Here is a 24,623-nt window from a genome sequence, read left to right as displayed (position 1 = left end):
GTCTGAGTCACCATGGTCCCGATCCCCGCCCGTTCCGAACGCCTGGAAGCCCTGAGAGCCGAGGTGCGCGCGATCGAATCGGCCGGCATTGCCGGAGACCGCGAATGCCTGCCTTTCGGCATCGAGTCCATCGATGCCCGGCTGGCCGGGGGCGGTCTCGCCTGCGCTGCCTTGCACGAAGTGGCACCGGATCGGTCCGGCCTGTCAGACGATGCCGCCGCAACCCTGTTCCTCGCCTCGATCGCGGCCCGCCGCTGCGACGCCAACAACATGGTGTTGTGGGCGCTCTCCCGACGCGATCTGTTCGCCCCCGGGCTCGCCATGGCCGGTCTTTCCCCGGACAACGTCCTCTATGCCGAATGCGGCCGCGACGAGGATGTGCTGGCGGTGATGGAGGAAGGGCTGCGTCACGGCGGCCTCGCCGCCGTCATCGGCGAGGTCCGCAAGGTGCCGATGGCGGCGACGCGCCGGCTCCAGCTCGCCGCCGAGGAAGGCGGCACGATGGCGTTGATGCTGAAAAGATGGCGCCGCCAGGAGGAGGATCCGCTCGCCGCTCCCTCCGCCGCGGTGACTCGCTGGCGGGTCGGCTGCGCCCCGTCCGGGGCGCTGCCGGTCGCCGGCATCGGCCGCCCGCGCTGGCGCCTCGATCTTGCCCGTCAGCGCGGCGGCGAGCCCCACCACTGGATCATGGAGGGCCCAGATGCGAAGGGTCGCCTCGCTCTGCCTGACGGCCCTGAGCACCGACCGCATCCGGCAAGAGCGGCGGCGTAACAGCGGGCCATCCGCCCGTTCCTCCGCTTCGCCTGCCGCGACGCCGCCTGCCGACCGCACGTCGACGATGCCGCTCGGCCGGCCTGCCGGGCCGCGCACGATCGCGCCCGCACCGGCGCCGGATCGGCCTGCAGGGGCGGAACCCGAGCCCGGCACGCGTCTTGGCGATTGCTCCTGCCCGCGCGGCGGCGGCTGGCGCCCCGGTGCGCGCTGGTCGCGCGAAGCGGTGGTGCAGGAAGCGGAGGCGCTGCCCGCGCACCAGCGCCCGACGATGCGCGAGCTCGGCCGCCGCACCGAAGCGGCCGAGACTCCCTTCCGTGCCCGCAACGTCGAGGATATTCAGCGGCGCATCGCCACCCGCGACGTCCTGCCGTCGGTGGCACCGCCACGCGCCAGGTCCAAACCGCAATCCTCGGCCGAGCCGCCGCTCATCACCGTCGCCCGCACCGGCAACCGCGTGCTGGTCGCCTCAGTCTGCGAGAATGCCCGGGCGCTCGGTCTCCACCCGGGCATGGCCGCGACCCAGGCCCGTGCCCTGGTGCCGGGCCTCGACGTTCGCGACGCCGATCCGGACGGAGACAAAGCGCTGCTCGGCGCGCTTGCGCTCTACGCCGCGCGACGCTGGACTCCGCGGGCATCGCTGTCGGGATCGGACGGCCTGTTCCTGGACCTGACCGGGGTCAGCCATCTGTTCGGCGGCGAGGAGCGGATGTGCACGCATATCCTCCGCTTCTGCGCACGGGCCGGTTACCGCGCGCGGATCGCCGTCGCCGGCACGCCCGGCGCGGCCCATGCCCTCGCCCGCTTCGGCCCGGCACCGCTCCATCTCTGCCGCCCGGGCGGTGAAGCCGAGGCGATGGCACCATTGCCGATCGCCGCGCTGCGCCTGGAGGAGGATGCGCTCGCAACCGCGCGGCGGCTGGGCCTGGAACGGATTGGCGACCTCGTCGCAATGCCGCGCGGGCCGCTCCAGCGTCGCTTCGGCCGCCAGGTTCTGACCCGGCTCGATCAGGCGCTCGGCGGCGCGAGCGAGCCGATCGAGCCGGTGGTGCCCGAGGAGACGCCCGGCGCCGAATTGCGTTTCGCCGAGCCGATCGCCACGCCCGAAGCGATCGAGCAGGCGATGACCACGCTGATGACCCGCCTGATCGAGACGCTGGCCAAGGCCGGGCTGGGCGCACGCATCCTCACGCTGATCGGCGACCGGGTCGACGGCGAGGCGCAACGGATCACCATCGGCACCGCACGCGCGACCCGCGACGCCAGGCACCTCCTGCGCCTGCTCAGGATGAAGATCGAGACGATCGAGCCCGGTTACGGCCTCGACGCGCTCCGCCTGATCGCCCTGCGCGCCGAGCCGCTCGGACCGGAAGCGCTGGCCGGCGCGCTGACCGGAGAGGCGCCTTCGGCCGATCTCGCGCCGTTGGTCGACCGACTCGCCAGCCGGCTCGGCGCACGCGCCCTGTTTCGCCTGTCCGCGGTCGAGAGCGACGTCCCCGAACGCAGTGTCCGCCGCACCGCACCACTTGGGGCAACGCATCCCTGGCCGGATTTCCCGCGGCCGGTGCGCCTGCTCTCGCCGCCCGAGCGGGTCGAGAATGTCGTCGCCCTCCTCCCCGATCTGCCGCCCCGCCGCTTCACCTGGCGCGGCCGCCCCTATCGCATCGCCCGCGCCGACGGACCGGAACGGATTTTCGGCGAATGGTGGCGCCGAAGCGCCGAGGCCGATGCGGTGCGGGACTATTTCCAGGTGGAGGACGAAAGCGGCGAACGCTTCTGGCTCTACCGCCGCGGCGACGGTGTCGATGCCGCGACCGGCGATCTGAGCTGGTATCTGCACGGGGTGTTCGCGTGAGGCGGTTGTCGGCCGGGTTCCCGCCTCGCTCCTCCCCAAACACGGGGGAGCAGCGCTCCTTGTCGGCCACGCAATCAGCGCAGAAGGCTTTCTTACGCCCCTCCCTGGCAGGGAGGGGACAGGGGTGGGTAGACGCGAGGCTGCTCGATGCAGCCGAGCGGCTTTCGATCGCACGTAGGCGCTTTCACGCCCATCGAGGGCACTCAGTCGCAACCCACCCCCAACCCCTCCCTACGAGGGAGGGGCTGCTAAAGCCGTGCATCGCGCGCGGCGACATGGCCTGCGCCCGCATAGTCCAGGATCCGTTCGTCTGCGGTGAGCAATGGGCAGGCGAGGAAACGCGCCGTGGCGATGATCATGCGGTCCGCCGGGTCGCCGTGGATGATGCCCGGGAGGCATCCCGCATCGATAGCGATCGCCGACTCAAGCGCGATCAACCTGATCCCGCGTCTGGACAGCAGGGTCTCGATCCAGCGCCGCACGCCGGAGGCGAAGACGATCCGGCCCTTGTCGGCGAGCATCGCGATTTCCCAAAGCGTGATCGCCGAAACGCACAGGCTGCCGGAGGCCGCCGCCGTCTCGACCGCCTCGATCGCTCGAGGGCCGAGCCGGTTGCTGCCTTCGACCGCCCAGATCAGGGCATGCGTGTCGGAGACGATCAGGGCTCCGGCTCCCACAGGCCCTGCTCGGCATCCCAGGGCTTTTCCGATGCCGGATCGAACGAACGATCATGCAGAACGAGCGAGCCCTTCATCGATCCGATGAAGTCCCGCTCTTCCTGTGCCGCGATCGGCGTGACTTCGGCCACGGCGCGACCGCGCTTGGTGATGGTCACACCCTCACCGCTGCGCGCGATCTCATCGAGAATGCGCAGGCAATGCGCCTTGAACTCCGCCGCTCCGATCGTCTTGCCCATCGCCTGCTCCATGGATGTGACCAGTTCATGTAGTCACCCCGCAAAAGGCGGGCAATACGCCACCCGCCCAACAGCCACCCGCTCGAGGGAAAAGGCTCTCTTGCTCCCCTCCCTGGCAGGGAGGGGACGGGGGTGGGTAGACGCGAGGCTGCTCGATGCAGCCGAGCGGCTCTCGATCGCAGGCGGGCGCCTTCACGCCCATCGAGGGCGCTCAGTCGCAACCCACCCCCAGCCCCTCCCTGAAAGGGAGGGGATGAAAGATCGGCGCCTCCCTGCCGGGGAGGGGCGGAGAAGCCGCACCCACGGACATGCGCCGTGACCTACCACGAGCTTCAGGTCACCTCGCATTTCAGCTTCCTGCGCGGGGCGTCGGGGGCGGAGGAATTGTTCTCGGCGGCGGCCGTGCTGGGGCTGCCCGCGCTCGGCATCGTCGACCGCAATTCGGTCGCCGGCATCGTCCGTGCCTGGGAAGCGTCAAAGGCGACCGGCGTCCGCCTGGTCGCCGGTTGCCGGCTCGATCTCGCCGACGGCACCGCTTTGCTCGTCTACCCGATCGATCGCCCCGCTTGGTCGCGGCTCACCCGCTTGCTGTCGATCGGCAAGGCGCGCGCCGGCAAGGGGGCGTGCACCCTGCATTGGGGCGACGTCGAGGCGCATGCCGAGGGGCTGATCGCGATCCATCTTCCCGAAGCGGCGGATGCCGAAAATGGCCGCCTGCTCCAGCGGCTGAAATGCACGTTCGGCGATCGCGGCTACCAGGCCCTGACCATCCGCCGCCGTCCCGGCGACGCGCTGCGTCTCCACCGCCTCGACGGCCAGGCCCGCAACGCCAGGGTAAAGAGCGTCGCCTGCGGCGACATCCTCTATCACAGCCCCGAGCGGCGGATGCTGCAGGACGTGATGACCGCGATCCGCGAGAAATGCACGATCGACCAGCTCGGCTTCCGCCGAGAGCGCCATGCCGACCGGCATCTGAAAAGCCCCGAAGAAATGTCCCGGCGGTTCGCCGCTTACCCGCACGCGATCGAGGCCAGCGCCGAGATCGCCTGCCGCTGCACCTTCGATCTTTCCGAGCTTCGCTATCAATATCCCGAGGAAGCGGTGATCCCCGGCCTGACCGCGCAGGAAGCGCTGGAAAAGATGAGCTGGGACGCGGCGCGCGACAAATATCCGGACGGCGTGCCCGAAGCGACCGCGCGGCAATTGCGCCACGAGCTCGAGATGATCGATCAGCTCGGCTACGCGCCCTATTTCCTGACCGTCAATTCGATCGTCCAGTTCGCCCGATCGAAGGGCATCCTCTGCCAGGGGCGCGGATCGGCGGCGAACAGCTGCGTCTGCTATCTGCTCGGGATCACGTCGATCGATCCGATCCAGCACGAATTGCTGTTCGAGCGCTTCGTCTCGCCCGAGCGGCCCGAGCCGCCCGACATCGACGTCGATTTCGAACATGAGCGGCGCGAGGAGGTGATCCAGTGGATCTACGACACCTACGGCCATCACCGCGCCGCGCTGACCGCCGTCGTCACCCGCTATCGTGCCCGCGGCTCGGTGCGCGAGGTCGGCAAGGCACTGGGTCTGCCGGAAGACATGACCGCGGCGCTCGCCGGCCAGGTCTGGGGCTGGTCGAATGAGGGGGTCGAGGATCGCCATGTCGAAGAATTGAACCTCGACAGCGAGGATCCACGCCTTGCCCTGACGCTCGAATTGTCGCGCCAGCTGATCGGCACGCCGCGCCACCTTTCCCAGCATCCCGGCGGCTTCGTGCTGACCCAGGCTCGGCTCGACGATCTCGTGCCGATCGAGCCGGCGGCGATGGAGAATCGGCGGGTCATCGAATGGGACAAGGACGACATCGAGGCGCTGAAATTCATGAAGGTCGACGTGCTCGGCCTGGGCATGCTCGGCTGCATGCGCCGCGCCTTCGATTTGCTGCGCGATCACAAGGCGATCGATATCGGCCTCGCCGATCTCCAGGATGACGATCCGGAGGTCTTCCGCATGATCCAGAAGGCCGACACGCTCGGCGTCTTTCAGATCGAGAGCCGCGCCCAGATGGCGATGCTGCCGCGGATGAAGCCGGTGCGCTTCTACGATCTCGTCATCGAAGTCGCGATCGTCCGACCCGGGCCGATCCAGGGCGACATGGTCCACCCCTATCTGCGCCGCCGCGAAGGCAAGGAGGTGCCGGAATATCCGCGGCCCGAGCTCCGCGCGGTGCTCGAAAAGACGCTTGGCGTACCGCTGTTCCAGGAGCAGGCGATGAAGGTGGCGATCGTCGGCGCGGGCTTCACCCCGGCCGAGGCCGACCAGCTCCGCCGGGCGATGGCGACGTTCAAATATACCGGCGGGGTCAGCCACTTTCGCGACAAGCTGATCGAGGGGATGGCCGCCCGCGGCTACCAGCGCGAATTCGCCGAGCGCACCTTCAAGCAGATCGAGGGCTTCGGCAGCTACGGCTTTCCCGAGAGCCACGCCGCCAGCTTCGCCAAGATTGCCTATGCCTCCAGCTGGATGAAATGCCATCATCCCGACATCTTCTGCTGCGCCCTGCTCAACGCCCAGCCGATGGGCTTCTACGCCCCCGCCCAGATCGTCCGCGACGCGCGCGATCATGATGTCGCGGTGCGGCCGATCTGCATCAACGAGAGCCGCTGGGACTGCACGCTGGAGGAGCTCGCACATTCATGTGCCGCATCGAGCGCGCCCCTCCCCCTGGCATGTCGACCCGCCGACACCCCATTCCCGACGCGTCCAGCGCGCCGGGAAGATCGCTATCTCCCTCTCCGCCTCGGCCTGCGCATGGTGCGCGGCCTCTCCAACCTCCACGCGGCGCAGATCATCGCCGCGCGCGGAGAGACGCCGTACCGTTCGATCGAGGAGGTATGGCGGCGCTCGGGGGTGCCGCTCGCGGCGCTCGAGAAACTGGCGGATGCCGACGCGTTCGCATCGCTCGGCGTCGATCGCCGCCAGGCTTTGTGGCAGGTGCGCGGCCTCGGCGAGACGCCGCTGCCGCTGTTCGCGGCGCTGGAGGGGCGCGAGCCGGAGGTGGCGCTGACCTCGATGTCCGAAGGACGCGAAGTGGTCGAGGATTATCGCGCCGTCCAGCTGAGCCTGCGCGCCCATCCGGTCGCCTTCCTTCGGCCCGAGCTCGACCGCCGCGGAGCCACACGCTGCGGGGATCTTGCCCGCACCAGGGACGGCAAGGCCGTTGAGGTCGCCGGCGTGGTGCTGATCCGCCAACGCCCCGGATCGGCCAAGGGCGTGCTGTTCATCACCATCGAGGACGAGACCGGTGTCGCCAACGCGATCCTCTGGCCCGACCGTTTCGAAGCGCAGAGGCGGATCGTGCTGTCCGCCGCGATGCTCTCGATCCGCGGCGTCGTGCAGAGGGAAGGCGAGGTCATTCACGTCGTCACCGCCCGCATGGAGGATCTGACGCCCCGGCTCCATGCCGTTGGCCAGATGGACTTCCCGCACCGCACCGGGCCTGCCGACGGCGCCAAGACCGGCGGCTACGATGCCCGTGACCGCAAGACCGGACCGCATGCGCCTCTGCCTCTCCCAGCACCTGCAGCCGATTCCGCGCCGGCGGAGAAAGCGGAGCCGACGATCCGCCTCAAGGCCCGCAACTTCCACTGACCGCCGCCGGAGTCCTCCCCATGTCACACTGTCCGCTTATCCAACGGCTGCGCTCGCGGCGACGGAAACGATCGAAGCCGGATGGGCGCGCGCGAACGCCACGGACGATTGCAATGCTGGAACTCGCCCATCTCTTCCTGCCCCTCGCCCGCCGCCCTTTCTGGATCACGCTCGGCGCCTTCACGGCCTTGCTGACCTTTGGCCTGGTGACCCTGCTGCGCTGACGGCAACGAAGCGGCCGCGCTCCCGCGCACGGGCGCCGCTTGGCTTGATCACACGCTTGGGGTTAACTGCGCCATGATCCCGCTCGACTCGGTCACCCAGCCAAGCGCACTCACCAGCGCCGTTTCGTGGTTCGAAGGACTCCTGCTCGGCTCGGTCGCCACCGCCGTGGCGACGATCGCGGTCGCCGCGATCGGATTCATGCTGCTCACCGGGCGGATCCACTATCGGGATGCAGGGCGGGTGGTGATCGGCTGCTTCATCCTGTTCGGCGCGCCGACAATCGTGGCCGGCATCCATGCCGCTTCCGCGCAGCTTGGCAGAGGCTCAGGGAACGCCCCCGAACCGAGATTCGTCACCGCGCCAGTGTCGGCGCCGATGCCCGCCCCGCTGCCGACCCAACCACGCGGCAATTACGATCCGTTCGCCGGCGCCTCGGCACCGACCAACTACGGAACCTGCTGCGACTGAGCAGGCCCGCCGGCACGCACCATGCCCCCGGCATGACGCGAGTCCTCCTGGCGGCCGCTCCGCGGCCGTGCACCGGCACGCACCATGCCCCCGGCATGGCACGAGTCCTCCTGGCGGCCGCTCCGCGGCCGTGCACCGGCACGCACCATGCCCCCGGCATGGCACGAGTCCTCCTGGCGGCCGCTCCGCGGCCGTGCGCCGGCACGCACCATGCCCCCGGCATGGCACGAGTCCGGTGCACCCGGCAAAAAATTCCTACCTTGGCGCCGCCCTGCGGCCGCCCCGTCCTATGATGTCGTGGAGGAGGCACCAGGCCTCCGATTGATTGGGGCCTTTTCCTTGGACGGATTGCGTAACCTTGCCGCTCAGATCGGCACCAAGCGGCTGATGCTCATGGGCGGAGTCGGCGGAGCCCTGCTCCTTCTCCTCGGCTTTCTCGCGTTTCGCGAGCCGGCGCAGGAACTGGGCTATCTCTACACGGATCTCGATCCGGCCGCGGCCCAGTCGATCACCGAGAAGCTGAAGGCGGACAACATCCCCTTCCAGATCAGCGCCGACGGCACCGGCGTGATGGCGCCGCAGAACCGGCTTGCCGAGCTGCGCATGAGCCTCGCCGGCGAGCAGATGGGCGGCAAGATCGGCTATGAAGTGCTCGATCAGGAAGAGCCGTTCGGAGTCTCCTCGTCGCGCGCCAAATTGAACGAGACCCGCGCCATCGAAGGCGAACTGGTCAAATCGATCGAGAGCCTCGAGGCGGTGCAGAAGGCCCGGGTGCACATCGTCATGCCGGAACGTCCGATGTTTGCTGCCGAAGGCCGCAAGGCGTCCGCCGCGGTGACCGTGAAGACTCGCGGCCACCTGCCCAACCAGAGCATCCAGTCGATCCGCTACCTCGTCTCGTCCTCCGTTCCGGAATTGTCGCCGGAGAGCGTGTCGATCGTCGACCAATCCGGCGCCCTCCTCGCCCGGGCGGGCGAAGCAGGCGGCGCCGACAGCTCCGAGATCGAGGAGCGCCAGGCGGCCATGGAAGCGCGGATGCGCGACCAGATCGAGGCCCTGGTCGAGCCGATCGTCGGCGAAGGCAAGGTTCGCGTCGAAGTCGCCGCTCTGCTCGAGCGCGATCAAAGCCGCGAGGAAGCCAATGTCTACGACCCCGACAAGCAGGTCGTGAAGCACCAGATCACCGTCGAATCCGGCGACGAGAGCCAGGAGAATGACGCCGCCGCGGAAGGCGCCACCGTCGCTACCCAATTACCCGAGAACCAGGGCCAGCCCGGCGGCGCGGCCGGCGACACCCGCCAGTCGCGCAAGAACGAGAGCTCCGAAGACACGACCTACGACAACAGCGCGACGCACACCGTCACCGTTCGTGCGCCAGGCAAGGTCAATCGCCTCACCGTCGCGGTGCTGGTCGATGGCGGCCCCCGCGGCGTACCGCAGGCGCAGATCACCCGGCTCACCCGGCTGGTCGAGAATGCCGTCGGCTTCGATGCCGAACGTGGTGACAGCGTTGCCGTGGAGAGCATGGCCTTCGCCGCGCCGGACGACCTTGGCGAAGCGGACGGCATGCTGTCCAAGCTGCCCTGGGACCAGATCTTCAGTGTCCTGAAGGTGCTGATCGTCGCCGCCGTGATCCTGTTCGGAGCCCGGATGTTGCGCGATCGTCGCCGCGGCGGCGCCCCCGAGGGCGAGGCGGCCACCGCAATGGCCCTCGCCGGTCCGGACGGCCTTCCCGCTCTGCCCGGTGCAGTCGGCCCCGATGGCCAGTCGCTCGAGGAGATGGAAGCAATACGTTCGGCGCAGAGCGAGCTTGCGATGCTCGATCAGGAGATCGCGCTCGCGCAGGTCGACGGCCGGATCAAGCTTTCGGCGCTGAAGCGGATCGGCGACGCCGTCAAGGCGAGCCCCGGTGAATCCGCTTCGGTTGTCCGCCAGTGGATGAACACGTGATGGAGAATATGATGAGCGAGGATTTCGCACCGCGCCAGTTGGTGCCGGCGCAGCTCGAAGGCGAAACGCTTGAATTCCCTGGCGACGACGTTGCAACCATCGGATCCGCAGCGCCGACCGGAACCCCCGAAGGCCTGGAAGCGGTGTTCGACGTTCCCGTCAAGGTTCAGGCCGTGCTCGGGCGTTCCCGGATGGAAATCGGAGAATTGATGCGGCTGAAGCCGGGCGATGTCGTCGAGCTCGATCGCCGCGTCGGCGAGCCGGTCGACATCTACGTCAACAACCGCCTGATCGCCCGCGGCGAGGTCGTCCTGATCGACAATGCGCTCGGCGTCACCCTTACTGAAATCGTGCGGCAGGATCGATGAGCACCCATTCCATCAGCCTGCTGCTCGTCGGCATCGAGGGAAGCGAATTCCGGCTCGCGGCCGAGATGGCTCGCGCCAACGGCGCGGACGTCTCGACTGCGGACACCGTCGACGCCGCTTTGACCCACCTGCGCACCCACGGCGCGGACCTGGTGATGATCGACATCTGCCTCGACGCAATTTCGTTCCTGGAACGGATGCGTTCGGAACGGCTGAGCGCACCGGTGATCGCCTGCGGCATCGATGCTCCGGCCCGGCTCGCCGTGGCGGCGATCCATGCCGGCGCCCGCGACTATCTGCCGCTGCCGCCCGAGGCGGAACTGATCGCAGCCGCGATCCAGACCTTCGCCAACCGCATGGCGGCACCGATCGAGATCGAGGCCCTCGTCGGCCATACGGTTGCCGACGTCGAGCGTGAGCTGATCCTGCAGACGCTGGAGCGCTGCCACGGCAACCGCACCTCGGCGTCGACCATCCTCGGCATCTCGGTGCGAACGATGCGCAACAAATTGCGTACGTTCATCGAGGCAGGCATCCCGGTCTCGCCGGCGGCCTGAGCCATGACGAACCGGCAGTGGGCGGCGTGACCGCCAACCGTTCCGGTTCCTGTTGATTGCGGCATCTCCCAGGCGCTCCCTGCGCCGCCGGACGATGCTTTAGCTGGAGCGAAACATGCCCTCGCAGTTGAACGGCATATTGCAGCGCCTCGGATCCGGCCGCGACCTCGCGCTCGCATTCGGCGTGATGGCGATCATCGGTATGCTGATCCTGCCGATGCCGAGCTTCCTGCTCGATTTCGGCCTGTCGCTGTCGATCACCGTCTCGGTGATGATCCTGATGACCGCCCTGTTCATCGAGAAGCCGCTCCAGCTGTCGTCCTTCCCGACGATCCTGCTGATCGTGACGATGCTGCGCCTGGGCCTCAATCTGGCCTCGACCCGCTTGATCCTCAGCCACGGCCACGAAGGGCATGATGCCGCCGGCGGTGTCATCGCGGCCTTCGGCGAATTCCTGATCGGCGGACAGACGGTGATCGGAATCACCATCTTCCTGATCCTGATCGTCATCAACTTCGTCGTGATCACCAAGGGTGCCGGCCGTATCGCCGAAGTCGCCGCGCGTTTCAGCCTGGACGCCATGCCCGGCAAGCAGATGGCGATCGACGCCGATCTGTCCGCCGGCACGATCACCGAGGATCAGGCGCGCGAGCGCCGCACCGAGATCGAGGCCGAAAGCGGCTTCTTCGGCGCGATGGACGGTGCGTCCAAGTTCGTGAAGGGCGACGCCGTCGCCGGCCTGCTGATCACCGGCATCAACGTCGTCGTCGGCCTCATCATCGGCGTCGCCATTCACGGCGTTCCATTCGGCGAAGCGTTCCAGACCTATACCATTCTCACCGTCGGCGACGGACTCGTCAGCCAGATTCCGGCGCTTATCGTCTCGACCGCGGCCGGTCTGCTCGTCTCCAAGGGCGGCATCTCGGGCAAGACCGGCGAGGCGCTGTTCGATCAGCTCGGCCGCTTCCCCAAGGTGTTCGGCCTTGCCGGCTTCCTGATGATCGCGCTCGCCTTGCTGCCGGGCCTCCCGTTCATCCCGTTCGCCTCGCTGGGCGGCCTCAGCTGCTTCATGGCCTGGAAGATGAGCGAGCGTGCCACCCAGCGCGAAGCCCAGGAGCGGCTGGTCCGCGCCAGCCAGGAGTTGCAGACGGTCGACCCGGAGGAGCCGATCTCCCGCACCCTCGCCATCGACGCGCTGCGCATCGAGCTCGGCTACGGCCTGCTGCCGCTGATCAACGACACCCAGAGCGATCCGCGCCTGGACGATCAGGTCCGCGCGCTGCGCCGCCAGTTCGCCGTCGATTACGGCTTCGTGCTGCCGTCGGTGCGAATCCTCGACAATATGGGGCTGAAGCCCAACGAATATGTGGTCTACGTCAAGGAGACCGAGGCGGCGCGCGGCGAATTGCGCATCGACAAATTGCTGGTGATCACGCCCGGCGGCGCCAATGTCGGCCTGCCCGGCGACGAGACGACGGAGCCCGTGTTCAAACTGCCGGCACTGTGGATCGATCGCGATCTGCGCGACGAGGCGGGCTTCCGCGGGGTGACCGTCGTCGATTGCGGCACCATCATCGCGACCCACCTGACCGAGCTGATCAAGGACAACATCTCCGATCTTCTCTCCTACACCGAAACCCAGAAGCTGCTGAACGAGGTGCACAAGGAGTCGGAGAAATTGGTGTCCGACATCGTGCCGTCGAAGATCTCCGTCTCGGGCGTGCAGCGCATCCTTCAGAACCTGCTGTCGGAAGGAGTGTCGATCCGCGATATTCCGACCATTCTCGAAGGCATCGCCGAGGCGAGCGCGATGACGTCGAACCTCACCCAGATGACCGAGCATGTCCGCGGCCGCCTTGCCCGCCAGATCTCGGCGCAGCAGGCGCGCGAAGGTGCGATCCCGATCATCACCCTGTCGCCGCGCTGGGATCAGGAATTCGCCGAGAGCATCATCGGTTCGGGCGACGAGCGCCACCTGGCCATGGCACCCTCCAGCCTTCATGCATTCATCGGCTCGGTCCGCGAGACCTACGACCGCCTCGCCGGCGAGGGCGAGATACCGTGCATGCTGACCAATCCGATGATCCGCCCGTTCGTCCGCTCGATCATTGAGCGTGTCCGCCCGGCAACGGTGGTGCTGTCGCAGAATGAGATCCACGCCCGTTCGCGCATCCGCAGCCTCGGCATCGTCGGCTGATCGCAACGGATCCGTTCTTTCTTTCTACAATGAGACGAGGCCGCACGGGCCCGAACAGGATGCCCTTATGATGATCGCTTCCACGCCCACCGCAACGACGCCATCGGCCGCTGCAGCAGCTCTCGGCGGCATGGCATCCGGTACCACGGCGGACGGGTTCGCGCAGAGCCTACAGGCGGCGACCGCGGGAACGCCTCCGACGGCGCTCGTCGCCCCCGCCGCCCAGCCGCACGTCGGCAGCCCGATCGTGCCGTCGCTTGCCGCCACGGCGCCGCCGGCACCGATCCTCCAGGCCGTTCCAGAAACCCAGGCGCAGCCCGCCTCCTCCGCCGAGGCGGCTGCGCCTCCGACAACGCCGCAGCCGCAGACCGTTCCGGCCGCCCTGCAGGCCGAAGCGGAGCTCGCTGCCGCGTCGCCGATCGCTTCCCCGATTGCGCAACAGCCGTCGCCGGCCACCGGTGAAGCGCCGGCGGCGATCGCAGAAGCGCGTCCGCAGCCGGCCACGGTCGAAGCGCCGAGCGCCCCCCTAGCGGCGCAGCCGGAGAAATCTGCCGCGACGGCCGGGCCGCAAGTGCAGCTTCGGCCTGCCGCGCCGACCGACGCTGAGGCCCCGCAACTCGTGTCGCCTTCAGCCGACATCGAACCGGCCGCTTCGGCTCAAACCCAGGCACAGGCCCCAGTCGCCGCACCCGCTGCCGGGGCTTCGACAGTCGCCGAGCAGGCCGTTCAGCCAATTGCCGCGAGGCGGGAGCCGGTCGGCGAAGCTGCGCCCAAGAAGAGCGGCAAGGCCGTCGCATCCCTGCCGGCCTCCGGCGCCGCGGCGGCGCCGATCGAGGGCACGAGCGTCGATGCACAACCGGACGCCGTCGCGGCCGTTGCCTCCCTGCCCCTGACCAACCGCGCCCCGAAGCAGGAGGCTGCGGACGAAAGCAGCTTTGCCCAGCAGGACGCCTCGCCTGCCGCGGCGGCCACACCGAATGCGGAGATCGTCCAGCCTGCGCGCATCGCCGACAATGCCGACGCGAAAGCGGCACTTGCCGCCGGCCCGTCGCGCAGCATCGCGGCCGTGGCGGATGGATCCACACCGGCTCCGTCCGTGAATGCGGAGCCGGCCGCGGCCCGAACGGCGGATCGTGCGGAGACCGCGACCTTTGCGCTCAGCGCGGACGATGCGGCGCCGATGCCGGACACGGATGGCCTTCCAACCCCGCTGCTCGGTCAAACCTTGGCACCGTCACCCAACCGTCCGGCCAATGCGCAGCTCGTCTACGCGGCCCAGCAAATTGCGCAGCAGCCACAGCCTGGCACCGTGACGGCGCAGCCCGGCCGCTTCGGCCGCGACATGGGCGTCGAGATCGCGCGCCGTCTCTCGGCGGGCCAGGAAGAGATGCTGGTACGCCTCAATCCCCAGGAGATGGGCCGCATCGACGTCCGGGTCTCCTTCGACGACAGCGGAACCGTCCGGGCCGTCCTGGCGACCGACAGCCCGGCCGCGCTGGACCTGCTTCGCCGCGAATCTGGCGACCTCGTCCGCTCGCTTGCCGATGCCGGGGTCCGCTCCGACTCCCAATCGTTCCGCTTCGACCGGGGCGGCACCGACGGCGGTTCGCAGCGAGGCCAGAATGGCAGCGGCAATGGATCGCACCAGCAGAGCCGCCAGGATGCCCGGTTCGAAAACGCCGCAGCCGACACCGAACACGACAACATTGCCTACCGCCAGCTGCGCAGCAGCGGCCAGGTCGACGTCATAGCCTGAAGGATTTCACCATGACCACGGTCAACACCACGGCCAACACCGCCGACACCAACACGCTGCTCAATCAGGCGGCGCAGAGCAAGAACGGCGTCGGCGCCGACTTCAACATGTTCCTGAAGATGCTGACGGTCCAGATGCAGAACCAGGATCCGCTCGATCCGATGGATACGTCCGAATATACCAAGCAGCTCGTCCAGTTCTCGCAGGTCGAGCAGTCGATGCAGCAGACCGGCGTGCTGAAGGACATCCTCAGCCGCGTCTCCGGTCAGGACATGGCGCAGGCCTCCGCCTTCATCGGCCGCGAAGCCCGCTTCGACACCAACGTTTCGGGCCTCGGCGCCAGCGGCGCTGCAAGCTGGACGCTCGCGCCGGCGCGCACCGCGGGTTCGATGACGGTCAGCGTCACGGACGCTGCCGGCAAGGTCGTTCATCAGTCCACCGTCGATCCTTCGACCAGCCGCTTCTCGTGGGACGGCAAGCTGGCCGACGGAACGCGCGCTCCGGAAGGCGCCTACAAGCTGGCCGTGACCGCAAAGGACAGCGCCGGCGCTGCCGTCAACGTCGGCATCAACGGGGTCGGTATCGTCAAGGACGTAATCACCGACGGCACCAATGTCACGCTCGGCATCGGCGGCGCCCGCATGGCGCTGACCGAGCTGGTCGCCGTTTCCGCGGCAGCTTGAAATAGCGCCTCCAACCCGCACGGCGGGTCGGAACACCTGCTATAATGAAGAAGAGGCGCGCCGGCGGTCTCCCCCAATACCCGCCGCGCGCCTCGACCTTTGCCCTCGCCGCCGATCGCATGCTCGGATCAGGGCGAGTCAATCTGATCCGCCAATCATGCTCTCGCCCTTGGTTCAAAGGCGAAACGCTCCCCTCCCCCGGAGGGTCGAGCCGGCCGGTCTCTTTTCGAAGACGCCGCTGCCGCGAGGCGATTACGCCGAAGCTCCGAACAGCTCATGATCGCCCGACGCGGCACCCCGTTTTCCGTATCCCGCCCTGGCGCATGCCGTCGCGTGAGCGACAAGCCCGCGGAAGCGCAGCTCGCTTGCGCCGGTCGGCGGCTCGTGGATCAGGAATTGCACCGGGCGATCGCTTTCCGACGCGATCAAGGGTCAGATTGCGGCGATCTCGAGGTCTTGCAGCAAGCAGCCGGGTACAGCGACGGGGCCCGTCAGCATCGCGATGCAGCCGGCGATCGAGAGATCCTCGCAGGGACCGATGACCTCGTAGACGTCGGCAGGATCACTGCCTGGAGCGGCAAGCCCGCGCTGTGCCGCGGCCGCTTATAATGCGGCGATATCGGACACCGTGAGCGTCAAGGTGACCTGGTAGCCGGGCCGACCTATGTGCGGTCCGCAAACGTCATTCCATCCCCCTCAGCGGCGCCCGCGAGCCCGATCGGCGCGGCCATGCCATGGCCTGCCGCCAAGTCGATCGGCAATTAAGGGGAACACGTTAGCCTTGCGCCGAGAACGTCGTCGCGGCCGGTGGCGGCACGCGATCATTCGCTGCCGCCCGTCAGGATTAGTGGACGAGCGCCTTGGCGAAGGTGTTGCGGGTGAACTCCCGGGCGTGGGGGATGACGAGGCAGAGCTCGGCGTAGAGCTTGTCCCAGAACGGCGCCGGGATCTCGAGGCTGATGCCGGTCGATTGCTGGCGGATGCGGATCGACACTTTCGGCTCGTGAGTCAGGCTGAGCTCGGAAGGAAAGGCCCCCTCGCAGCGTTCGTCGGGCAGCGGGTGCGGCAGGGCCAGCCGTGCTGCCATGATGAAGCCCGACAGCAATTCACCGCCGTAGCTGTCGAGGTGGACGCGGGGACGCCCCGGCGCGTCGTGGCGCTCCAGGGCGATCATTGCGCCCCTGGGGTGCGGCTCTACGCTGATGCGAAGTCGGAGGCCGAACGGATCGGTAAGCTCCCGGATTCTGGACGGCACGATCAAACTCCTCTCTCCCTTCATTATAGGCGCTAAATTGCGACCTGGCGGGAGTTCGGCAGGCTTAGGATCACTACCTGCGCACGAAGTCTTGCGCGCCTTGAAGCGGTTCTCGGGTCGCTGGCGGCCCGGCGAAAGGGTGCGACCGACATCACGCCGGCGCCGGCCAGGGGCCGCACGCGAGGGCCGGCAGGCGCGCAGCCGATCGGGTTTGGCCGCCTGCAAACGACAAAGGCCGGAGCGGTTGCCCGCCCCGGCCTCTGCCGCCAGCACCTCGGGCCGGAGCCCGAGGAGCCACTTCGTGCCGATTAACGGAACAGCGAAGTGATGGACTGCGGCGCCTGGTTGGCGATCGACAGAGCCTGAACGCCAAGCTGCTGCTTGACCTGCAGAGCCTGCAGACGCGCCGATTCCTTCGCCAGATCGGCGTCGACGAGATTGCCGATGCCGCTCTCGACCACGTCGGAAAGCTTGCTCGTGAAGGCCGACTGAGCGTCGATCTTGCGCGAAGCGGCACCGAGGGTGCTGAGCTTGCCGTTGAGGTTCTTCGCGATCGAGTCCAGATCGTTGACCATGGTCTTCGCAGACGCGGCCGTGTCGATCTTGCTGGTGGTGGTCAGCTTCTCGAACGTGCCACCGGACTTGCCAAGGTCGAGCTCGAGGTTGGAAACCGAGAGCGAATCCGGGGTGTAGGTGCCGGAGTTGCTGTCGGTGTCGGTCAGCGACTGCAGCGCCGTGACGGTGCCGCCCGAAGCCTTCAGAAGGTTCGTGCCGTTGAACGAGGACGAGTCGACGATGGTCTTGATCTGGTCGCGAAGGGCTTCGAAGTCCTTGTTGATCGCAGTGCGGCTCTCGGAGTCGATACCATCGTCAGAAGCCTGCTTGGCCTTCTGCTTCATCTGGTTGACGATGTCCGAGATCGATTCTGCGCCGGCAACCGCAACGTCCGTCACGCTCTTGGCGCGCGACAGCGAGGAGCTGACAGCCTGCAGACCGCCCTGGTCGCCGCGAAGCGTCTGGGCAATCGTGTAGGAAGCGGAATCGTCCTTCGTCGACGCAACCTTCAGGCCGGTGTTGATGCGGCTCTGAACCTGGTCGAGGCCCTTGTTGGTCGCGTTGAGGCTCTGGAGAGCGGCCATCGCGCCGGTGTTGGTGTTCACAGAAAATGCCATGATAGTGTCCCTTCTAGGATGAAGGCCGAGTTCTGCGGCCTGAACCGGAAGCGCCGGTTCTCGACGAAGAGAGTTGCCCCCTCTCGCACTTACATTCTGGGAAGAAAAGCGGGGCCACCCAAATCGGAGAGGTACTTTTTTACGGTTAACAACACGTTAGTGTTCTTTTGTTGATCTTGAGGAAGAACGCAGATCCGAAATCCGTAGCTCTAAGAGAACACAACAGAATGCAATAAGGCCGCGGAGACTTGCGTCTCCGCGGCCTTATTATTTGGAGCAGGCGTTACTTAGAATGGGAACAGCGCATCGTAGATCTGCTGCCCCCAGCGCGCCTGCTGCACGTCCGTCAGCTGGCCGCGGCCGCCGTAGATGACGCGCGCTTCAGCGATCTGGCTGTGCCGGATCGAATTGTCGCGGGCGATATCCTGCGGCCGGACGATGCCGGTGATGACGAGCTCGCGGAGCTCGAAATTGACCCGCACTTCCTGCTTGCCGCGGACCATCAGATTGCCGTTGGGCAGTACCTGGGTGACGATGGCCGCCATCGTCATGTTGATCTGCTCGCTGCGCGTGGTGTTGCCGGTGCCGTTCGAGCTGGAGGTCGATTTGGCATCGACCAGCTTCGACGTGTCGTTGTCGCCCGGCAGGATCTTCTTGAGCGGATTCTCCAGGCCGAGCAGCGCGCCGAGGCCGGCGGTTTCGCCATTCGTCCTCGTTCGCGTCGTCGAATTGTCGACGCTCGCCTTGTCCTGGATGTTGATCCGGATGGTGACGATGTCGCCGAGGCGCGCCGCGCGCTGATCCTGGAACAGGGCGCCGCCGCCCGGGCGGAACAGCGAAGCGCTGCTCACCTGCGCCTGACCCTGGCCGGGCTGACGGGTGCCGTTCGGCCGGGCCGACCCGATCTCGCCGAGCGAGGGTTCGATCTCGCCGGCATAGACTTCCTCGGCGGCGCTGAGCTTCGGGGCCTTGCCGACGGCCTTGAGCCTGCCCACCGAGCCGCAACCGGACAGCAGCAGAGCGATCGTCAATGCGGACGCAATCTTCTTCATGGGAAACTCCGCTTCGGTCAATTGGCGGCGATTCGAACGCTGCCGGTCTTCTCGACGATGCCGTCGAGCGTGCGATTGGTGGTGGTGTTGACGACCCGGATCAGTTCGCCCTTGGCACCGCCCGACAGCGCGCGGCCCTGCGCCGTGATGGTGAGGCCGCCGCTGCGAACGGTGATCGACACCGGCTCGCCGCGACGAACCAGTTGGGGCTTGATCAGATCGCCCGACCGGACGATCGATCCGGCCCGCAACTGGCGGAGCGCTTCCTTGCCGGCGGCACTTTCGATCTCCAGCGCGCCGCGCGCCTGCGACGCCGGACGGGGTTCGATCGCGAAGTCGGACGCGGACAGCAGCTCGCCCTTGGCGACGTCACGGACCAGTACCGGCACCTCGATCTGGGCCGCCGCGCCCGGCGCGGTCTGCGCGGCCGCGGGAACGGCGCCGCCGAGCAAGGCGGCGAGCAGGAAGGCGCGCCGCAGGCTCACCGCAGCTGCGCCGAGGTTGCGAGCATTTCGTCCGCGGTCTTCACGACGCGGCTGTTCATCTCGTACGCGCGCTGGGCGGTGATCAGAGCGGTGATTTCGGAGACCGGATTGACGTTCGACGCCTCGAGGAAGCCCTGAACGACGGTGCCGAAGCCCGGCTCGCCGGCGGCGGCGACGGTCGGCTGCCCCGATGCCGCGGTCTGCAGGAACATGTTGCCGCCGACCGCTTCAAGACCCGCCTCGTTGACGAAGGTGGCAAGCTCGAGCTGTCCGACATCCTGGAGCTCGGCCTGGCCCGGCATCTTGACCTGCACCTGGCCGGTCTTCGAGATGCTGACGTCGAGCGCGCCCTGCGGAATGGTGATGCCCGGCGCCACCGGATAGCCGTCGGTGGTGACCAGTTCACCCTGATCGGAGAGCTGGAACGAGCCGGCGCGGGTATAGGAAATGTCGCCGTTCGGCATCGTCACCTGGAAATAGCCCTGACCGTCGATCGCAACGTCGTAGCGGTTCGATGTCTGGGTCATCGCACCCTGCTCGGCGATGCGGTAGACGCCGCCTGTCTTGACGCCCGAGCCGATCTGGATGCCGGACGGTGCGCGGTTGTCGGCGCCGCCGGCGGCCGCGCCGGGACGCGAGACCTGCTGATAGAGAAGGTCCTGGAACTCCGCACGCTGCCGCTTGAAGGCGGTGGTGTTCATGTTGGCGATGTTGTTCGAGATGACGTCGACGTTGGTCTGCTGCGCGAGCATGCCGGTGCCGGCGATGGAAAGCGATCGCATGGACGTGCCTTTCTGTGGGCTTTAGAGACTTATAGGATCAGTTGGTCCGTCCGAGCCGATTGATCGCGGTTTTTCGCAATTCGTTAAGGCTTTCGGACATTTTCATGCTGCTCTGATAGGAGCGCAGGATCTCGACCATCGCCGTGGTTTCGACGATCGGCTGCACGTTCGAACCTTCGACGCCGCCCACCTTCAGCCTGGTCTCGGCCGCGGTCAGCAAGCGCCCGCCCTGTCCGTTCATCATGCCGTCGCCGCGCGGATCCACTCCGCGTTCGTCGTCGAACATCGTGATCCCGATCCGGCCGGCCGCTCCACCCGGGCCGACGATGGTGCCGTCGGCGGTAATCGCGAGCGCGCGGCGCTGCTCTTCGGGAATGTTGATCGGCTGGCCGTTGTCGCCGAGCACCCGCTGGCCGCCGGACGTCACGAGATCGCCGCTCTCCGCCACCTTGAGCATGCCGGCACGCGTATAGGCGACGCCGCCTTCCGGGGTTTCGACCGAGAAATAGCCGGGGCCGTCGATCATCACGTCGAGCGGATTGCCGGTCGCCTGGAAGGCGCCCTGCGACGCGTCGTGAACGGCGCCGTAATCGAGTACGAACGACGTGTTCTTGGCGTCCTTGACCTGAGCCTCGTCCGCCTTCTCGACATATTCGTGGAACAGCGGCTGCTCGCGCTTGAAGCCGATCGTGCTGGTGTTGGCCATATTATTGGCGGCGACATCGAGCCTGCGGCGGAGCGCCTGTTCATGGCTGAGCAGGACATAGGCTGAAACGTCCATTCGGCACCTTTTCAAAAATCTTCGGCAAAAGCGTCGGTAGGCAAACTTTGCCGCCCACCCATCCTATAATAGCGGGGAAGGGACGAAGAGCGGCGCCGCGCGCACTCTTTTTCCGACAGCCAGAAGGACGAACAGTGTCAGAAGCACTCAAGGACGAAGCGGACGAGACCGTTTCTTTGGAAAAGGTCGAGCCCCCCAAGAAGCACAAGAAGAAGCTCGTGGTGATTGCCGCGGCCGCTCTCGTCGTGCTTGCGGGCGGAGGCGGCGCCGCGGCCTGGCTGATGGGCGGCGAAGGCGGTCACGAAAGTGCCGAGGCTTCCCACGAACCGGCAGAAGCCGGCGCCTATGTCGAAGTTCCGCCGATGACGGTGAACCTGCGCAGCGGCGACGGCAAGCCACGCTTCCTGAAGCTCCGCTTCATCCTCGTCGCGGGCAATCCGGAGAATGAGGAAAAGGTGACCGAGAAGCTGCCGCTCATTCTCGACGGGTTCCAGCCGTTCCTGCGCGAGCTGCGCCCGGAAGACCTTGCCGGTTCCGCCGCGGTCTTCCGCTTGAAGGAAGAAATGCTGTCCCGCGCCGCACGCGTCGCCGGACCCGGCATCGTCACCGACGTTCTCATCCAGGATCTCATCCAGCAATGAGCGAAGCGCAGGACATCAACGCCGATCCGGCGACGGACGAAGCCGCGATCGAGGACGCGCTCGACTTCGCCCGCGGCGCGGCCGAGCCCGAGTTCATCGACGACGTCGCGGTCGCTGCGGGGCCGGCGGCGGATTTCGAAGAGATCCCGCTGCCCGGCGACGAACCGGCCGCGGATTTCGAAGAGATCCCGTTGCCCGGCGACGAGCCGACCGCCGCGTTCGAAGAGATCCCCCTGCCCGGCGATCAACCGACCGCCGCGTTCGAAGAGATCCCCCTGCCGGGCGAGCGCTCGAGCTCGGACTTCGAGGAAATCCCGCTCCCCGGAGCAGCCCGCAGCGCTGCGTTCGAGGAAATTCCGCTGCCCGGCGCCGGGCCGTCCGACGATTTCGACGACTTCGATCTGCCGGAGCCGCCGATCGCATCGCTGGATTCCGACAGCCCGTTCGATCAGGCGGACATCGACGCCCTGTTCGGCTTCGACAGCGCGATGTCGGCGCCGAAGAAGAGCGGCCTTCGTGCCGTTATCGAATCGAAGGTGATCAACCACGAGCGTCTGCCGATGCTCGAAGTGGTCTGCGAGCGCATGATCCGGGTGTTCGCCACCAGCATGCGCAATCTCACCTCCGACGCGATCGACGTCAGCCTGGAAGACATCACGTCGGTGCGCTTCGGCGACTTCATGAGCCGCGTCGCGCTGCCCGCCATGATCGGCGTGTTCAACGTTCGCGAGTGGGAAAATTACGGCGTGATGACCGTCGAATCCTCCCTCATCTACGCGGTCGTCGATGCTCTGCTCGGCGGGCGCCGCGGCAACGACACGATCCGCATCGAAGGGCGCGGCTTCACCACCATCGAGACCAACTTGGTTTCGAAGATGCTGGTCCTGGCGCTGCAGGATTTCGGCGCGGCGTTCGAGCCGATCACGCCGGTGACGATCGATCTCGAGCGCATCGAGACGAGCCCGCGCTTCGCGGCGATCGCCGGTCCGACCAACATCTGCGCGGTCGCGACCTTCCGCGTCGACATGGAAGGCCGCGGCGGCAAGTTCAGCCTGCTGCTCCCCTATGCGACGATGGAGCCGGTCCGCGACAAGTTGCTCCAGCGCTTCATGGGCGAAAAGCTCGGCCGCGACCGGATGTGGGAGGATCACATGGCCTCCGAAATCCGTCAGACCGAAGTCTCCGTGGATGTCGTGCTCGGCGAACAGGTGCTTGCCCTGCGCGACGTGATGAACCTCGAAGTCGGCCAGACCCTCGCGCTCGCCAGCGGTCCGGACGATCCGCTGGAGGTCCATTGCGGCGGCGTTCCGCTCGGCCGCGCCCATATCGGCCAGCGCAACAACAGCATCGCCGTGCGCATCCTCAATGATATTTCGAAGGGGCTCCCGAAATGACGTTCGCCACCTTGACCAACATCGTTCTCATCCTGCTCTGCGGCGCGGTGCTCGTGCAGAGCGTCCGCATGATGCGCAGCTTCGAGACGATGAAGAAGGGCGGCCTCAAGGAGGTCGTCGAAGCGCTCGACAAGGCGACAGGGCAGGCCCGCCACGTGCTCGGCGATCTCAAGGAGACGCTGCGCACCGAAGGCGCCGCCAATGCCCGAACCGTCGCCAAGGGCGAGGAGATGCGCGAGGAACTGGTGATGATGGTCGGCATCGCAAACGCGGTCGCCGAGCGCATCGTTCAGACCGTCGAGGCCGCTCCCAAGGCCCCGCAGGCCGATGCCGAGATCACGGCCGAGAGCGACACCAAGCCGGCGCGGCCGAAGATTCCTGCCAAGCCGGAACGCGCCAAGACCGAACCGGCGAAGCGTGCCCCGCGCCGCCCAGCCGGCAAGTCGGCTGCCGAAGCCGGTATCGCTGGTGAGGCGGAAAGTGCCGCGCCGCTGATGGCTGCCGCGGTTGCTGCCGCCGTGGCCGAGGCGGCGTGATGGCCAAGCGTATTCCTTTGCTGCCGCTGCTCGCCGGTGTCGCCGGCATCGCCATCGTCGCCAACGGTGCGGCGGTGTCGGCGCCGGCCGCCCCCGAGACCCGCATGGGTGTTTCGATCAAGGAATCCGTCACGGAGCGCGATCGCGCTGCGGCCGGGCGCAACCGGGCGCTCGACCTGCGCGAGCAGGCGGCCCGCGCCGCCGAAGAGCGCCTGAAGGCCGACATGCAGGCCCGTCAGACTGCGCCCAAGCCTGGAACCGGCAAGGAGACGGAAGAGGAAGGGCCCTATGACGGCCTTGCCCGCATTTATCAGACGATGAAGCCGGCGAAGGCCGCGCGCGTGTTCGAGCAGCTCGAGCTCGACGTTCAGGTGCAGGTGGCGAAGCGGATGCGCGATCGCGCCACCGCCTCGATCCTCGGGGCGATGAGCGCGGATGCCGCCGCACGGCTGAGCATGGCGATGGCCGGCAAGTCGGCCCACCCGCCGCGCCCCGCGGCGCGGCCGGTGCCCGCGCCCACCGCCACCGCCGCCCGCAAATAAGAAAGGGGGCGCTCCGCGGAGCGCCCCCTTTTTTTGTCCTGCGAAGTTCGATCTTCGCGATCGAGGCGAGCGCCGTCGGATCAGGGTTAAGAAATCCTGACCGGCATGCACGACGATGATTTTGCGCCCGCGCGATTCAGACCGGAAAAGCGGAGACTTCGGTCACCAGCACCCGGCCAACGGCGGGATTGGCCTGCTTCAGTGCCGCGGTCATGTCACCACGCAGCCGCTCGGCGTCCACCGGCGCGAGTGCCGAAGCGTAGAGGCGCGAATATTCGACGGCGGCAGCAAGGGTGGCCGAGCGCAATTCCGGCAGCCGGTCACTGACCTTGGCGGCCTCGCTCTCGTCCTTGGCCTCGATCACCATGCTGACGCGCAGGGTGCCTTCGACACGGTTGCTGCCGATGATCGGCACGACGACCTCGTCCAGCGGCACGAAGGCGGCGCCGACCGGCGCATCGCCGTCCGACGCGGTTGCCATGCCGGCCCCGCCGGCGGCTGCCACGGCGAGCAGGCCCGCAGCGAGGGCGAGACGTTTCGGCTTGAGCGGCACTTCACTTCCCCTGGTTACTCAACGCTGGACAGCCCGAGCAAA

The 24,623-nt window shown here is 67.3% G+C and carries 23 protein-coding genes; 14 read left to right on the top strand and 9 right to left on the bottom strand.

What is annotated here, in order from left to right; translation table 11 throughout:
- The first annotated feature begins 12 nt into the window (after positions 1-12).
- Entirely contained in the window at positions 13-771 is a 759-nt protein-coding gene (locus tag ETR14_RS12945) for an ImuA family protein (protein ID WP_129385115.1), read from the top strand.
- Entirely contained in the window at positions 701-2,626 is a 1,926-nt protein-coding gene (locus ETR14_RS12940; protein WP_243455891.1) for a DNA polymerase Y family protein, read from the top strand. Before ETR14_RS12945 ends, ETR14_RS12940 begins: the two co-directional genes overlap by 71 nt.
- Before the next feature lie 248 nt (positions 2,627-2,874).
- Here the strand turns inward: ETR14_RS12940 and ETR14_RS12935 are convergent, their stop codons facing one another.
- Both ETR14_RS12935 and ETR14_RS12930 read right to left on the bottom strand, forming a co-directional pair.
- Positions 2,875-3,303 (bottom strand): type II toxin-antitoxin system VapC family toxin, encoded by a 429-nt coding sequence (locus ETR14_RS12935; RefSeq protein WP_206186037.1) that lies wholly within the window; start codon positions 3,301-3,303, stop codon positions 2,875-2,877.
- Positions 3,285-3,542 carry a type II toxin-antitoxin system Phd/YefM family antitoxin gene (locus tag ETR14_RS12930; RefSeq protein ID WP_129385113.1) on the bottom strand — a complete coding sequence of 86 codons (258 nt, stop codon included), beginning with the start codon at positions 3,540-3,542 and terminating at the stop codon, positions 3,285-3,287. The genes ETR14_RS12935 and ETR14_RS12930 overlap by 19 nt, the downstream gene beginning before the upstream one ends.
- Positions 3,543-3,857: 315 nt before the next feature.
- Here ETR14_RS12930 and ETR14_RS12925 point away from each other — a divergent pair, with 315 nt between their 5' ends.
- The 8 genes from ETR14_RS12925 to ETR14_RS12890 all read left to right on the top strand — a co-directional run bounded on the left by ETR14_RS12925 (position 3,858) and on the right by ETR14_RS12890 (position 15,388).
- Positions 3,858-7,184, top strand: a complete 3,327-nt coding sequence (locus ETR14_RS12925; protein ID WP_129385111.1) for an error-prone DNA polymerase — start codon at positions 3,858-3,860, stop codon at positions 7,182-7,184.
- A gap of 297 nt (positions 7,185-7,481) precedes the next feature.
- On the top strand, positions 7,482-7,877 hold the full coding sequence (locus ETR14_RS28820) for a TrbC/VirB2 family protein (protein ID WP_206186036.1): 396 nt from the start codon (positions 7,482-7,484) through the stop codon (positions 7,875-7,877).
- A gap of 387 nt (positions 7,878-8,264) precedes the next feature.
- On the top strand, positions 8,265-9,827 hold the full coding sequence (gene fliF, locus ETR14_RS12915) for a flagellar basal-body MS-ring/collar protein FliF (protein ID WP_129391809.1): 1,563 nt from the start codon (positions 8,265-8,267) through the stop codon (positions 9,825-9,827).
- Positions 9,827-10,195 carry a flagellar motor switch protein FliN gene (fliN, locus tag ETR14_RS12910; protein WP_371416815.1) on the top strand — a complete coding sequence of 123 codons (369 nt, stop codon included), beginning with the start codon at positions 9,827-9,829 and terminating at the stop codon, positions 10,193-10,195. Before fliF ends, fliN begins: the two co-directional genes overlap by 1 nt.
- Positions 10,192-10,752 (top strand): helix-turn-helix domain-containing protein, encoded by a 561-nt coding sequence (locus ETR14_RS12905; protein WP_129385109.1) that lies wholly within the window; start codon positions 10,192-10,194, stop codon positions 10,750-10,752. Before fliN ends, ETR14_RS12905 begins: the two co-directional genes overlap by 4 nt.
- A gap of 115 nt (positions 10,753-10,867) precedes the next feature.
- A complete protein-coding gene (flhA, locus tag ETR14_RS12900) occupies positions 10,868-12,949 on the top strand; it encodes a flagellar biosynthesis protein FlhA (RefSeq protein ID WP_129385107.1) in 2,082 nt (693 codons plus the stop codon).
- A gap of 67 nt (positions 12,950-13,016) precedes the next feature.
- Complete coding sequence (locus tag ETR14_RS12895; RefSeq protein ID WP_165356426.1) at positions 13,017-14,705, top strand: flagellar hook-length control protein FliK; 1,689 nt, start codon at positions 13,017-13,019, stop codon at positions 14,703-14,705.
- Positions 14,706-14,716: 11 nt separating this feature from the next.
- Positions 14,717-15,388: a flagellar hook assembly protein FlgD gene (locus tag ETR14_RS12890; RefSeq protein ID WP_129385103.1), complete on the top strand. Its 672-nt coding sequence runs from the start codon at positions 14,717-14,719 to the stop codon at positions 15,386-15,388.
- A gap of 844 nt (positions 15,389-16,232) precedes the next feature.
- Here ETR14_RS12890 and ETR14_RS12885 read toward each other — a convergent pair.
- From ETR14_RS12885 to ETR14_RS12860, 6 genes are all read right to left on the bottom strand, one after another.
- Positions 16,233-16,643, bottom strand: coding sequence for a hypothetical protein (locus tag ETR14_RS12885; RefSeq protein WP_129385101.1), 411 nt, complete (start codon positions 16,641-16,643; stop codon positions 16,233-16,235).
- A gap of 308 nt (positions 16,644-16,951) precedes the next feature.
- Complete coding sequence (locus ETR14_RS12880; protein WP_129385099.1) at positions 16,952-17,815, bottom strand: flagellin; 864 nt, start codon at positions 17,813-17,815, stop codon at positions 16,952-16,954.
- Between the two features lie 287 nt (positions 17,816-18,102).
- Positions 18,103-18,867, bottom strand: a complete 765-nt coding sequence (gene flgH / locus ETR14_RS12875; RefSeq protein ID WP_129385097.1) for a flagellar basal body L-ring protein FlgH — start codon at positions 18,865-18,867, stop codon at positions 18,103-18,105.
- 17 nt (positions 18,868-18,884) lie between these two features.
- Positions 18,885-19,352, bottom strand: coding sequence for a flagellar basal body P-ring formation chaperone FlgA (flgA, locus tag ETR14_RS12870; protein WP_243455889.1), 468 nt, complete (start codon positions 19,350-19,352; stop codon positions 18,885-18,887).
- Positions 19,349-20,134, bottom strand: a complete 786-nt coding sequence (flgG, locus tag ETR14_RS12865) for a flagellar basal-body rod protein FlgG (protein ID WP_129385095.1) — start codon at positions 20,132-20,134, stop codon at positions 19,349-19,351. The genes flgA and flgG overlap by 4 nt, the downstream gene beginning before the upstream one ends.
- Positions 20,135-20,171: 37 nt before the next feature.
- Positions 20,172-20,915 (bottom strand): flagellar hook-basal body complex protein, encoded by a 744-nt coding sequence (locus ETR14_RS12860; RefSeq protein WP_129385093.1) that lies wholly within the window; start codon positions 20,913-20,915, stop codon positions 20,172-20,174.
- 134 nt (positions 20,916-21,049) lie between these two features.
- Here ETR14_RS12860 and fliL point away from each other — a divergent pair, with 134 nt between their 5' ends.
- The 4 genes from fliL to ETR14_RS12840 all read left to right on the top strand — a co-directional run bounded on the left by fliL (position 21,050) and on the right by ETR14_RS12840 (position 24,028).
- The gene (gene fliL, locus ETR14_RS12855; protein WP_243455888.1) at positions 21,050-21,556 is read left to right on the top strand and encodes a flagellar basal body-associated protein FliL; all 507 of its coding nucleotides are present in this window, start codon (positions 21,050-21,052) and stop codon (positions 21,554-21,556) included.
- A gap of 353 nt (positions 21,557-21,909) precedes the next feature.
- Positions 21,910-22,950, top strand: a complete 1,041-nt coding sequence (gene fliM / locus ETR14_RS12850) for a flagellar motor switch protein FliM (RefSeq protein ID WP_243455915.1) — start codon at positions 21,910-21,912, stop codon at positions 22,948-22,950.
- The gene (locus ETR14_RS28815; RefSeq protein WP_206186035.1) at positions 22,947-23,486 is read left to right on the top strand and encodes a DUF6468 domain-containing protein; all 540 of its coding nucleotides are present in this window, start codon (positions 22,947-22,949) and stop codon (positions 23,484-23,486) included. The genes fliM and ETR14_RS28815 overlap by 4 nt, the downstream gene beginning before the upstream one ends.
- Entirely contained in the window at positions 23,486-24,028 is a 543-nt protein-coding gene (locus tag ETR14_RS12840; protein ID WP_129385089.1) for a MotE family protein, read from the top strand. The genes ETR14_RS28815 and ETR14_RS12840 overlap by 1 nt, the downstream gene beginning before the upstream one ends.
- A gap of 136 nt (positions 24,029-24,164) precedes the next feature.
- On the opposite strand, the gene ETR14_RS12835 is transcribed toward ETR14_RS12840, so the two are convergent.
- The gene (locus ETR14_RS12835; protein ID WP_129385087.1) at positions 24,165-24,581 is read right to left on the bottom strand and encodes a flagellar basal body-associated FliL family protein; all 417 of its coding nucleotides are present in this window, start codon (positions 24,579-24,581) and stop codon (positions 24,165-24,167) included.
- Between the last annotated feature and the right edge of the window lie 42 nt (positions 24,582-24,623).

This window comes from Sphingosinicella sp. BN140058, from assembly GCF_004135585.1.
GTDB lineage: Bacteria > Pseudomonadota > Alphaproteobacteria > Sphingomonadales > Sphingomonadaceae > Allosphingosinicella.
Note: the sequence above shows the minus strand (reverse complement) of the source record. Positions and strands in the feature narration are given on the sequence as shown.